Origin of the sequence: Methylomonas lenta (assembly GCF_001644015.1) — a bacterium.
Lineage (GTDB): Bacteria > Pseudomonadota > Gammaproteobacteria > Methylococcales > Methylomonadaceae > Methylomonas > Methylomonas lenta.
The window spans coordinates 1-12,468 of the sequence record NZ_LUUI01000110.1 but is presented as its reverse complement, the minus strand read 5'-3'; the positions used below and the strand labels follow the sequence as shown (position 1 = coordinate 12,468).

The 12,468-nt window shown below is 42.4% G+C and carries 10 protein-coding genes; 6 read left to right on the top strand and 4 right to left on the bottom strand.

The annotated features are described in order from the left end of the window. Positions 1-69 precede the first annotated feature (69 nt). The 6 genes from A1359_RS12295 to A1359_RS12270 all read left to right on the top strand — a co-directional run bounded on the left by A1359_RS12295 (position 70) and on the right by A1359_RS12270 (position 7,101). A complete protein-coding gene (locus tag A1359_RS12295; RefSeq protein ID WP_066983140.1) occupies positions 70-1,044 on the top strand; it encodes a glycosyltransferase family 2 protein in 975 nt (324 codons plus the stop codon). 81 nt (positions 1,045-1,125) lie between these two features. Then, positions 1,126-2,046 (top strand): glycosyltransferase family 2 protein, encoded by a 921-nt coding sequence (locus tag A1359_RS12290; protein ID WP_066983136.1) that lies wholly within the window; start codon positions 1,126-1,128, stop codon positions 2,044-2,046. Between the two features lie 52 nt (positions 2,047-2,098). Continuing rightward, the gene (locus A1359_RS12285; protein ID WP_066983133.1) at positions 2,099-3,262 is read left to right on the top strand and encodes a glycosyltransferase family 4 protein; all 1,164 of its coding nucleotides are present in this window, start codon (positions 2,099-2,101) and stop codon (positions 3,260-3,262) included. 2 nt (positions 3,263-3,264) lie between these two features. Beyond that, positions 3,265-4,242, top strand: a complete 978-nt coding sequence (locus A1359_RS12280) for an NAD-dependent epimerase/dehydratase family protein (RefSeq protein ID WP_066983130.1) — start codon at positions 3,265-3,267, stop codon at positions 4,240-4,242. 1 nt (position 4,243) lies between these two features. Continuing rightward, entirely contained in the window at positions 4,244-5,275 is a 1,032-nt protein-coding gene (locus A1359_RS12275; protein ID WP_066983127.1) for an MraY family glycosyltransferase, read from the top strand. Next, positions 5,272-7,101 carry a polysaccharide biosynthesis protein gene (locus A1359_RS12270; protein WP_066983124.1) on the top strand — a complete coding sequence of 610 codons (1,830 nt, stop codon included), beginning with the start codon at positions 5,272-5,274 and terminating at the stop codon, positions 7,099-7,101. The genes A1359_RS12275 and A1359_RS12270 overlap by 4 nt, the downstream gene beginning before the upstream one ends. A gap of 56 nt (positions 7,102-7,157) precedes the next feature. Here the strand turns inward: A1359_RS12270 and purH are convergent, their stop codons facing one another. From purH to A1359_RS12250, 4 genes are all read right to left on the bottom strand, one after another. Continuing rightward, a complete protein-coding gene (purH, locus tag A1359_RS12265; protein ID WP_066983121.1) occupies positions 7,158-8,735 on the bottom strand; it encodes a bifunctional phosphoribosylaminoimidazolecarboxamide formyltransferase/IMP cyclohydrolase in 1,578 nt (525 codons plus the stop codon). 32 nt (positions 8,736-8,767) lie between these two features. Further along, positions 8,768-9,031: a helix-turn-helix domain-containing protein gene (locus tag A1359_RS12260; RefSeq protein ID WP_066983118.1), complete on the bottom strand. Its 264-nt coding sequence runs from the start codon at positions 9,029-9,031 to the stop codon at positions 8,768-8,770. Continuing rightward, positions 9,032-10,012 (bottom strand): tRNA dihydrouridine synthase DusB, encoded by a 981-nt coding sequence (gene dusB / locus A1359_RS12255; RefSeq protein WP_066983115.1) that lies wholly within the window; start codon positions 10,010-10,012, stop codon positions 9,032-9,034. A 131-nt stretch (positions 10,013-10,143) separates the two neighbouring features. Beyond that, positions 10,144-11,733, bottom strand: a complete 1,590-nt coding sequence (locus tag A1359_RS12250) for an ABC-F family ATPase (protein WP_066983143.1) — start codon at positions 11,731-11,733, stop codon at positions 10,144-10,146. Between the last annotated feature and the right edge of the window lie 735 nt (positions 11,734-12,468).

Here is a 12,468-nt window from a genome sequence, read left to right as displayed (position 1 = left end):
GTTTAATTTTCTATTTATTCACATATTTTGTTTAGAATTTATTAACATAATTGTTCGCAGGAAATCATAATGACGATATCTATTGCGATGACAACTTATAATGGTTCGAAATATCTTCAGGAGCAACTTGATAGTTTTGTTCGGCAGACTCGTCAGCCCGATGAATTGGTTGTTTGTGATGATTGTTCAACTGACGATACTATTGATATATTAAATAGGTTCAAAAAATACGCTCCTTTTAGTGTGCGTATTTTTAGCAATGAATCAAATATTGGATATTCTAAAAATTTTGAAAAAGCTCTTTCGCTTTGTAGTGGGGATATTGTTTTTTTAAGCGATCAGGATGATGTATGGTTAGAGGAGAAGTTATATTCGGTTGAAACTGCATTTAATAATAATCCAGATATAATGCTGATTATAAATGATTCTTTTGTATCAGATGAGTATTGTAAAGAGCGTTTGCATTCTAAGCTTTCAAATTCTAAGTTCAATGGACTTAGTGAGGATGCTTACATTGCAGGTTGTGCAACGGCAATACGTTCAGAGTTTTTGAAGCTTGTATTACCTTTTCCAAACTCTAAGTTATTTAGTCATGACTTGTGGATAAATAAACTAGCAATTCTATCTGCAGTAAGAATGGTTTTGCCTCAACAAATGCAACTGTATCGTAGGCATGCTTGTAATGTCACAAAGAGTAGCGTGGCCGCAAATAAAAGAGTTTATTTTCCAATGCTGTTGGCATTGAAAACATTCGGTCTCAAGGATTGTCGGCATGGGTGGTGTGAGCAAATTCTACTTAATAATCTGTTTATAGAACGATTAGAAAAATTCGATTCTATTGAAAATAGTGTAATATTTTCATCTGCTAATTTGTGCTATGCCGTTTCTGAATTAAACAAAAAGAATGTAGCCATTACAGCCAGAATCGACTTGATAAGATATCCACGATATCTGAGAGTATATCGAATATTATTTCTTTTTTTTAATGGTTTCTATGTTCAGTTTAATGGGTGGAAAAGTGCTGTTAAAGATGTATTTCGTTGATTCATTATTCTTGTTAAATGTTCTTCACTGGAAAAGTGTGTAAATATACATTTTTAATTTTGTTGCTAAGGGCTAGTGGGAATGATTAAAGCTAGGGTGGCTGTACTGTTATCAACTTATAATGGTGAAGAGTATATTGGAGAATTATTAGAAAGTTTATTTTTTCAATATTTTAAAAACTTTACCTTATTTGTTAGGGATGATTGTTCATCTGATAACACTTTAAGTATTATTGATCAATATAAAGATAATTTAGATATTAAATTAATTCATTCAGATGAAAACTTAGGCGCCGCTAACAGTTTCTTTTCTTTGCTGGATGTTGCAGGTAATGATTTTGATTATTATGCTTTTGCCGATCAAGATGATGTCTGGCTTCCAGAAAAAATCGATCGTGCTGTCAATAAACTCGATCTTATACCGTCTGATAATGCATTACTTTATTGTACTCGTCTTGAGTACGTTGATAAAAATTTAATTCATTTAAGTTGGTCTAGGGTTCCAAACAATATTGGTTTTGGAAATGCACTAGTTGAAAACATCGCTACTGGTTGTACTGTTGTTATAAATAATGCCGCAAGAAAATTAACACTATCTAAATTACCACAAAACTGTCTTATGCATGATTGGTGGCTTTATCTAGTTATATCTTGTTATGGCACAGTTTATTGGGATGATTATTCGGGTATCAAGTATCGTCAGCATGGAAGTAATGTTGTTGGAGCTGCCACCACAATCCTTGGCGATATTCAGCGTAGAGTTGATCGTTTTTTGCGGGATGATAAAAATGGCTTATTTAGGCTTTCTGATCAAGCTGCTGCATTTTTTAGCTTGTTCTGCTCCGATCTTCCAATTGAGAAATTAGTTATTTTGTGTTCTATTTTACGAGGTAAAACCTCTTTTTTCGAAAGATTAAAGCTTGCTTCATCATTTTCTATATGGCGGCAAAGACCTTTTGATAATGTTTTAATGCGATTAATGATTTTGATTAATCGTTATTAATTTTATATTTTTACCATGCTATTTATTAAATAGGGCAATCTTGCTACTTTAAATGTTGAACAAAAAGGATAACTTAAATATTTATAATATTAAAAGCTTGGCTTTTATAACCAGCCAAGCATTTTCTGTTTATAATTTTCGCGGATCGTTGATCCGCTTGTTGGTTAGTCAAGGCATCACTGTATTTGCTTTAGCCCCTGATTATGATGCTGTTTCGCGCGGTAAAGTGTTAGAGCTAGGTGCAAAGCCTATTGATTTTCGGTTGTCTCGAGCAGGCTTTAATCCTATTAGGGATTTTTTCGATAGCATTCGTTTATTACTTGTTTTGCGTGATTTAAAGGTTGATGCAATTTTTGCATACTTTATTAAACCAGTTATTTATGGAACGCTTGCAGCTGTCATTGTAGGTGTGAAAAATCGCTTTGCAATGATTGAAGGTGCCGGATTTGTATTCAACGATTATCAATCTAATTCTAATTTGAGAATCCTATTACGATTTATTGTTACTTGTTTATATCGTTTTTCTTTGCGTTTTGCTGATAGGGTGTTTTTTTTAAACCCTGATGATAAGCGTCTTTTTATAGAAACTGGAATGGTAGATCACAATAAAGTTACGCTATTAAATGGTATTGGGGTTGATCTTGATCATTTTTCCTCAAAACCTCCAGTGACTCAGCCTGTGAGTTTTGTAATGGTTGCACGTTTATTGCGTGAAAAAGGCGTTTATGACTATGTAGAGGCTGCGCGATTGGTTAAATCTATGCATCCTGAGGTTCGTTTCTTTTTACTTGGTTCAGTAGATGCCAATCCAGAGTCTCTTTCCCAGGCAGAAATTGATGCTTGGCAGACCGAGGGGCTTATAGTTTGTCCTGGACATGTTTCTGATATTCGCGATTGGATTGAACGTGTCAGCGTCTTTGTCTTGCCTTCTTATTACCGAGAGGGGTTGCCAAGAAGCATTATGGAAGCTATGGCAATGGGGCGCCCAATCATTACTTCTGACACTGTGGGTTGTAGAGAAACTGTAGAGGAAGGTATAAATGGTTTTAAAGTACCTCCACGAAGTCCCAATCTGTTAGCTGACGCAATGATGGCATTCATACAACAACCTGAATTAATCAGCGAAATGGGTGCTAAGAGTCGACAATTTGCACAGAACAAATATGATGTTAGTAAAATTAACATGCAAATTCTTTCCGACCTCGGTATTTCATAGCTATGCCTCATCTAATTAAACCAAATGTTTTAGTTTCCGGCTCTAAAGGCTTTATTGGCAACAGGCTATGTCACACTTTAAGTCAACAAGGGTTTAATGTACGAGTTCTGAGTCATTCTGCATTAACTCCTGATGAACAAGGCTTTCAGATGGATCTGGCTGTTGATGATTGTCCGAGTGGATTATGTACTGGCATCGATACTGTTTTTCATTTGGCAGGTATAGCGCACAATACAGCAGAAAATTTAGACAATGAACTGCAGTACCAGCGTGTTAATGTCGAGGGTACCCGTAAACTTTTGCAAGCTGCCAAACAGGCGGGTGTCAAGCGCTTCATATTTTTGAGTAGCGTAAAAGCGGTGGGTGATTGTGATCAGCAACCTATGGACGAAGCCATTGGAATTCCAGCTGATGGCGTTTATGGGCAGTCAAAATATGATGCTGAACAACTCGTCTTGCATGGCAATTATGTGCCGCATCCTGTGGTGATTCGTCCCAGTATGGTCTATGGCAATACCAAAAAAGGAAATCTACCGCGTATGATTAAAGCCATACATCGTGGATTATTTCCGCCTTTGCCGGAAACACATAATTCCCGTTCCATGGTGCATGTGGATGATGTGCTACAGGCAGTACTTTTGGCGGCCAAAAAACCGGAAGCGGCTGGACAAATTTATATTGTTACAGACGATACTAATTATTCTACCCGGCAAATATACAATTGGATTAGGGCTGCTTTGGGCAAAACCCCTCTAGCTTGGGAGATACCGCTTAGTTTGTTAAATATTTTGGCAAAATCAGGTGATGTAATTGGTCAATTGATAGGACGACGTTTTCCCTTCGATAGTGCTGCATTGCTAAAATTAACCGGTTCCGCCTGTTACTCCTCTGCTAAAATCCGTCGCGAACTGGGTTTTATGCCACAACATTCTCTGCAAACCTCTTTGCCTGACATTGTCCGTTTTCTAAATTTAAAATAACGTGATATTTCATTTTGTATTGATATTACTGGTTTCGATAGCTCTGACCGGATTGATTCGTTATTACGCCTTATCGCGTAAAATTTTGGATATGCCCAATCAACGCAGTTCGCATACTGTGCCAACTCCCCGAGGTGGTGGATTAGCAATCGTGCTGGCTTTTGTATTTTCTATGTTGTTATTAGTTATTACTCAGGGGCTGGATGCGAAGACTATGCTGGTGTTTCTATCCGCATTATTAGTGGCTGGTATTGGTTTTTTTGATGATCATGGGCATGTGCCAGCACGCTGGCGATTTTTAACGCATTTATTGGCTGCAATGCTGGTAATGGTTTTGTTGCACGGTATGCCTTTATTATTGCTGCCAACACCGCTGGATTGGATGCTGGATCGATCGATGGTAGATTTGAGTTGGCTGGGTTATGCAGTCGGTGTGTTTTTATTGGTGTGGTTTTTAAATTTATTTAATTTTATGGACGGTACCGATGGGATTGCCGCTTCCGAATCTTTGTTTGTTGCAACGGCTTTAGCCGGTTATGCATTTTATTTAGATCGGACTTTGTGTTTCCTGGCTATCAGTCTGGCAGCAGCTTCATTGGGATTTTTAGGTTGGAATTGGCCAAAAGCCAAAATCTTTATGGGTGATGTTGGTAGTGGTTTTTTGGGCTTATTGCTAGGGATACTAGTGCTGATGGCTGCGCAACAAGCAGCGGTTATGTTGTATTGTGGTTTGATTTTGTTTGGTATTTTCGTGGTCGATGCGACTTACACCTTGCTGTATCGTTTTTGTAGCAAACAAAAATGGTATGAAGCCCATTGTTCACATACCTTTCAGCGTGCCGCCAAGCAATATGGTCATTTACCTGTGCTGTTAGCCTGCTGGGTTATTAATTTGTTTTGGTTGCTACCGATTTCGCTGCTGGTATTTTTGTATCCGGCATATGCTCTGCTTGGTATGGCTTTAGCTTATAGTCCCTTATTGTTTCTGGCTTATTTATTCAAGGCTGGTCAGGCCGACTGGAATCAATCATGAGCTTAAAACTACGCTCACGCACGTCTATTTTTATCCACGATTTATTGATGGTTCCATTGGCCTGGTTTGCCGCCTATTGGTTTCGTTTTAATCTGGATGTGATCCCGGATGAATATTTTGATTCGGCACTTTTATATTTGCCGGTAGTGATTGCAATTCAGGTGTCGGCATTCTGGGCCTTTGGGTTATACCGAGGGGTTTGGCGTTTTTCTTCCATGCCGGATTTAGTGCGTATCGCCAAGTCCGTGTCGGCGGGGATATTCTTTATCGCTGGGTTTTTGTTTCTTTATAGTCGGTTAGAAGGCTTACCACGTTCTGTTATGCCTTTATATATGCTGATTTTGTTGGCGTTGCTGTGTATTCCACGGTTTGTGTATAGATTTTGGAAAGAACGGGCATTTGTAGAGCGGATTGGGCAACGGGCATTGATAGTCGGTGCGGGTTCGGCGGGCGAAATGTTGGTCAGAGACTTGTTATCCAATGCGAATAGCGGCTATATCCCTGTCGTGTTTGCAGACGATATGCCGAGTAAATTCAGACGCGAAATCCGTGGTATCCGCGTGGCTGGTGCCGTGGAAAAATTGCCTGATTTGATCGAGCAATGGGAGATCGAAGTTGTGTTGATTGCGGTGCCATCAGCCAGTGACACTCAAATGCGCCGTATCGTGGAAATTTGCGAAGCCTGCGACGTGCCATTTCAGACCTTGCCCTCAGTGAAAGAATTGCTTAGCGTTTCTGTGACTAAAGCCAATCTTCGAGAAGTTTCCATTATGGATATTCTTGGCCGCGATCCAGTGCGCCTGGATTGGCCGCGTATCCAACAAAACTTACATGACAAAACCATATTAGTCACTGGCGGTGGCGGTTCGATTGGTTCCGAATTATGTAAACAGTTAGCCAAGGTTCAGCCGCGTAAATTGATTATTTTCGATCAATGTGAATTCAATCTGTACAAAATCAACGCAGAATTGACTAAAGGGTTTCCGCAATTGCTGCATTTGGCTGTGCTAGGGGATGTGACAGATGCTTTAGCAGTCGAGCAGGTCATATCAGGTCAGCATCCGGATGTGATTTTTCATGCAGCTGCTTATAAGCATGTACCCTTATTAGAAGGGCAGGTGCGGGAGGCAGTGCATAATAATCTGATTGGTACTAAGACATTGGCGGAAGCGGCTATTTCAGCGGGTGTTCAGCGTTTTGTGCTGATCTCTACCGACAAGGCAGTTAACCCGAGTAATGTGATGGGTGCAACTAAAAGAGCTGCAGAGATTTTGTGTCAGAATTTGGACAAAGCCAGTGTTACTCGTTTTACGACTGTGCGGTTTGGTAATGTGCTGGATTCGGCAGGCAGTGTGGTGCCGTTATTTCGTGAGCAAATCCGGACTGGCGGTCCTGTGACAGTTACACACCCGGATATTACCCGTTATTTCATGACCATTCCGGAAGCTTGTCAGCTCATTATGCAGGCAGAAGCCGTCGGCAAAGGTGGTGAAGTGTATGTTTTGGATATGGGTAAGCCGGTTAAGATTGTCTATCTGGCCGAACAAATGATTCGTTTAAGCGGTAAGCTGCCTGGGAAGGATATTGCGATTGATTTTGTCGGTTTACGACCCGGCGAAAAATTATACGAAGAGTTGTTTCATGATGAAGAACAGTTAATGGAAACCGGTTACAGTAAATTGCGATTGGCCAAAGCTCGGATTTACGATAGTGACGTTTGGTTTAAGCACATCCATGAATTATCCCAGGCTTGCCAAGGTCTGGATCAACAACGTATTTTAGGTTTGCTTAAACAATTGGTGCCTGAGTTTAAGTCTGCAGAATAAGTGTTCTGCTAAGCCTTGCAGATGCCTCAAGTTAATGAGGCATCTGATTAAAGCAATCAGTGTCTAAAATGCCGCATGCCGGTCAACACCATGGCGATGTTGTGTTCGTTGGCTGCATCAATGACTTCTTGGTCGCGCATTGAGCCGCCTGGATGTATCACCGCAGTGATTCCTGCTGCAGCTGCTGCGTCTATTCCATCGCGGAAAGGGAAGAACGCATCGGATGCCATCACAGAACCGGGCACAACCAAACCTTCATCGGCGGCTTTAATGCCTGCAATCTTGGCGGAATAAACACGACTCATTTGTCCGGCACCAATGCCAATAGTCTGACCATTCTTGCAGTAGACTATGGCATTGGATTTTACAAATTTAGCGACTTTCCAGGCAAACATCAGATCAGCCATTTCCTGCTCGGTTGGTATACGCTGGCTGACGATTTTAATATCTGCGGCAGTGATGCTGCCGGTGTCTTTTTCTTGGACTAATAAACCGCCGCCTACGCGTTTGAAGTCCAACGCAGTTGAAGTAGCTTGGTTCCAGTAACCACATTCCAGTACACGGATGTTTTGCTTTTTTGCCAAGACGGCTTTAGCGCCTTCACTAATGACTGGAGCAATAATCACTTCTACGAACTGACGTCCGGTAATTTCTGCAGCAGTGGTTTCGTCCAGTTCCTGGTTAAACGCGATAATGCCGCCGAAGGCCGAGGTAGGGTCAGTAGCGTAAGCCAGGTTGTAAGCGTTTAATAGGGTATCGCTGATGGCGACGCCACAGGGATTTGCATGTTTGACGATGACGCAGGTCGCTTGCTCGGAAAACGCTTTCACACATTCTAAAGCGGCATCGGCATCAGCAATATTGTTGTAAGAAAGTTCTTTACCTTGCAATTGTTTAGCGGCGGCAATGCTACCCACTTGTGGTTGCTTTTCTTGATAAAAAGCCGCGTTTTGATGCGGATTTTCACCGTAACGCATGTTTTGCAAGCGATGAAATTGCAGATTTAGGGTTTCAGGAAACTCTGTGCTGAGGGTTTTACTCAGGTAAGTGGCGATGGCTGTGTCGTAACGGGCGGTATGCTCAAAGCTTTTTAATGCCAGTTTAAAGCGGGTATCGTGGCTTAGGCTGGCAGCGTTGCTTTGGAGTTCGGCCAAAGTGGCGGCATAATCCGCCGGATCAACCACAATAGCGACATCGGCATGATTTTTGGCTGCGGCTCGGATCATGGTAGGGCCGCCGATGTCGATGTTTTCAATCGCCGTTTCCAAATCACAGTTAGGATTGGCGACGGTTTGTTCGAATGGGTATAAATTTACGACCACCATATCAATTGGCTGGATAGCATTAGCGGCCATAACTGCGTCATCGATACCGCGGCGGGCTAAAATGCCGCCATGGATTTTGGGATGCAGGGTTTTAACGCGACCATCCATCATTTCCGGAAAGCCTGTGTAATCCGACACTTCAGTCACTGCGATATTGTTTTCGGCCAATAGTTTGGCTGTGCCGCCGGTGGAGAGTAATTCGATGCCCAATTGATTAAGTGCCTGACAAAATTCCAGGACGCCGGTTTTATCGGATACGCTGATTAGCGCTCGAGTTACTTTTTTATTTATACCCAAGGGGGGATGCATGTAAACCTCATGATAGGAAAAAATTAAAGAAATCAGACTATGCCGTAATGATCCAGCTTTTTGCGCAAAGTGCTGCGGCTAAGGCCTAGAATTTTGGCGGCTTTACTTTGATTGAAATCGGAATGTTTTAAAGCCATTTCCAGCAATGGTTTTTCAACTTCAGTCAATACGAGTTGATACAAACCTGAAGAATCGTGACCATCTAGATGAGCAAAATAGTCTGCAACGGATTGGCGCACATGATCAGACAGCTTGTGAACTGTTTCATGGGGAAGTTTAGTTGATTCTACTTTCATCTAAGCGACTCGTGGGGTGATGAAGTGAAACGCGGCGTTGACCAATGCAAGTTGTTGCGCTGGTTGCTGTGCCAGGTTGATTTGTTTTTTCTGCTCGCTGGGTAGGTTGCCGAGTTGATCGAAATACCAAGCTATGTGTTTACGAGCAATTCTAACACCACTGGTATTTCCATAAAAACTGTATAAATTATCCAAATGTTGATTCATGACGTTTTTGATCTCGGACAAGGAAGGTGGATAATAAGCTTCATGGTCAGAAAGTTTTGCCTGTAGCTCTTTAAATATCCAGGGTTTTCCTTGTGCGGCTCGTCCGATCATAATGGCATCTGCCCCGGTATAATTCAGGACCTGGCGGGCTTTTTCCGCGCTGTCGATATCGCCGTTGGCAATGATAGGCAAGCTGACGGCCTGCTTCACTTGTTTAATCGTATCGTATTCTGCATTACCATTAAATTTGCACGCTCGGCTGCGGCCATGTATGGTCAGTGCCTGGATGCCGCTGTTTTCTGCGATGCGGGCGATTTTGACGGCATTTCGGCTGGCTAGGTCCCATCCTGTGCGGATTTTTAGGGTTACTGGCACGTCTACCGCCGAGACAACCGCCGTCAAAATGCGTTCGACCAGTGATTCATTTTTAAGTAAGGCCGAGCCGGCAGCGACCGAACAGACTTTTTTAGCCGGGCAGCCCATATTGATATCAATGATTTGTGCGCCTCTATCTTGATTTAATCGAGCGGCGGCGGCCATTAATTGTGGGTCTGTGCCCAAAATTTGCACCGAACGTAAACCGGATTGGTCACTGTAATCGGTTTTTTGTAAGGTGCGTGGATGGTGCTGTAATTCGCTATGGGAAATTACCATTTCCGATACCGTTAAGCCTGCGCCGAATTGTGTGCATAGCCGACGGAACGGATTATCGGTAATGCCGGCCATAGGGGCGAGCAAAACATTATTGGGTAAATGATAAGGGCCTATTTTCATGGCAGGACAAGCAATTGAAAAGGCGGCACATGATACCTCAAAATGTAAGTTGGGTGCTTGATTTATCGGTAATTAGCCGGTGAAATAACCGACTAATTTGGCTTTCGAAAAACAGTCGGTTAAGTTGGTTTTTATAAGTCTTGGTTGTTGAGATATTCTTCGTAATTACCGTTAAAATCAACGATACCGTTAGGTGTTAGCTCAATAATGCGAGTAGCTAATGAAGATACGAACTCCCGGTCGTGACTGACAAAAATCAGTGTGCCGGGATATTGTTCCAGCGCACTATTTAAAGACTCGATCGATTCCATATCCAAATGGTTGGTGGGTTCGTCCAGCAGCATAATGTTGTTTTTTTGCAGCATTAACTTACCAAACAACATACGGCCTTGCTCCCCCCCCGATAATACTTTGACAGATTTGTTGATCTCGTCTTGCGAAAACAATAGTCTTCCCAAAGTGCCTCGGATAGTTTGATCGTCATCAGACTCTTTGCGCCATTGGCTCATCCAGTTAATTAAAGATAAATCTTCAGCAAAATCCTCGGCATGGTCTTGAGCGTAATAGCCAATGTCTGAATTTTCCGACCATTTCACCTCGCCGGTGTTAGGTGTCAAATCACCCACTAGGGTTTTTAATAAAGTCGATTTACCAATGCCGTTAGGGCCTATCACTGCGACTCGCTCACCGACCGGGATCATTAAATTCAAGTTTTTAAATAAAGGTTGTTCACCATAGCCCTTACTTAGATTCTCTACTTCCAATGCTAAACGATGTAACTTTTTACTTTGATCGAAGCGAAGGAAAGGATTAACCCGGCTGGAAGGCTTGATTTCATCCAGTTTGATTTTTTCTAATTGTTTTGCGCGTGACGTAGCTTGCTTGGCTTTAGACGCATTGGCAGAAAAGCGGGCGACGAAGGTTTGTAGCTCGGCAATCTGGACTTTTTTCTTGGCATTGCCAGCCAGTAAACTATCTCTGACTTGCGTCACCGCGGTCATATAATCGTCGTAATTTCCAGGATACACTCTAAGTTCACCGTAATCCAAGTCGGCCATATGAGTGCATACACTGTTCAAAAAATGTCTATCATGCGAAATAATGATCATGGTGCTTTCGCGCTCGTTGAGTACGTTTTCCAGCCAACGGATAGTGTTGATATCCAGGTTGTTGGTTGGTTCGTCCAGTAGCATGATGTCTGGATTGGAGAATAACGCTTGCGCCAGCAATACACGTAATTTCCAGCCCGGAGCTACCTCACTCATCGGTCCTGCGTGCTGTTCCAAAGGGATATCCAGACCCAGCAGTAATTCACTTGCACGGGATTCAGCGGTATAACCACCAAATTCCGCAAACACCGACTCCAGTTCAGCAGCGTGCATATAGTCAGCTTCAGTGGCTTCCATATTGGCATAGATGGCGTCACGTTCCGACATGGCGGCCCACATTTCGGCATGTCCCATCATCACCACATCAAGTACCCGTTGATCTTCGTAGGCAAATTGATCTTGACGCAAAATGCCTAGGCGTTCGTTGGGAGCAACGCTGACGTTGCCGCCTGAAGGTTCCAGATCGCCGCTGAGAATTTTCATCAGGGTGGATTTTCCGCAGCCGTTAGCGCCAATTAAGCCGTAGCGGTTGCCGTTACCAAATTTAACGGAAATATTTTCAAATAGGGGTTTAGCCCCAAATTGCATGGTGATGTTAGCGGTAGAAATCAAGAGTGTATCCGAGGGTTGAGGTGCAAACGCGTTGCTGGTGTAGGCAATGAAAGAATACTGTAAAGCGCTGCGATTAAAAAAAACAAGCATTTTAACAGATATTGCCGGGTGATAATTACCTGGAAAAGGCTTCGTTTAGTTAGGATGCAGAAAGCGCGGTGATTGATGCTGAGCTAGGATCTATGTTAGTTAAGTTGCAGTGCATATGAAGCAAGCGATTGAATGTTTGAAGATTGAATGGTCTGTGGGAGTTTATGTCTGAGATTAGGCGGAGAAAATTGAAGATTGTATAGGCTGACCAATATTTAAGCATTTTAAGTTTTCTTCTGTTAAAACAGTTACTTACTAGCCTTTGTAACGCTATTGTCACAGCTTTATCCACAGGTTTTGGGGATAAAGCCGCTTGGGCTCGAACTGGCTGTTAGTAAAACCATCGAGGCCAAGCGCAAAGACAGCAGCAATAACCGATAAGACGCTCCAGGTTGGTGTCGCGTCTATCACCTATTTGACCATGAATACCAGCATAGATAAGAACGACATTTGAATATCGTTTCAAAGACGTTTACTGGTTTGTTGTCATCCGTAGCAGCAGCTGTTGAGTTAGTTTAAATTTAGATCTTGCTTTGAATTCTGCGGGTTGGTCTGGGATTTAAAATACATTTAAGGATATGGTTGGAAATATCTTCCCGATACCCAAGCGCATCGTTCCTACGCTTGGCGTCACTGCCATTAAGT

Bases quoted from the DNA above. Each gene is read 5' to 3' on its own strand.
- A1359_RS12290 (WP_066983136.1), top strand. From the start codon at position 1,126: ATGATTAAAGCTAGGGTGGCTGTACTGTTATCAACTTATAATGGTGAA.
- A1359_RS12260 (WP_066983118.1), bottom strand. From the start codon at position 9,031: ATGAAAGTAGAATCAACTAAACTTCCCCATGAAACAGTTCACAAGCTG.
- A1359_RS12285 (WP_066983133.1), top strand. From the start codon at position 2,099: ATGTTGAACAAAAAGGATAACTTAAATATTTATAATATTAAAAGCTTG.
- dusB (WP_066983115.1), bottom strand. From the start codon at position 10,012: ATGAAAATAGGCCCTTATCATTTACCCAATAATGTTTTGCTCGCCCCT.
- A1359_RS12270 (WP_066983124.1), top strand. From the start codon at position 5,272: ATGAGCTTAAAACTACGCTCACGCACGTCTATTTTTATCCACGATTTA.
- purH (WP_066983121.1), bottom strand. From the start codon at position 8,735: ATGCATCCCCCCTTGGGTATAAATAAAAAAGTAACTCGAGCGCTAATC.
- A1359_RS12295 (WP_066983140.1), top strand. From the start codon at position 70: ATGACGATATCTATTGCGATGACAACTTATAATGGTTCGAAATATCTT.
- A1359_RS12280 (WP_066983130.1), top strand. From the start codon at position 3,265: ATGCCTCATCTAATTAAACCAAATGTTTTAGTTTCCGGCTCTAAAGGC.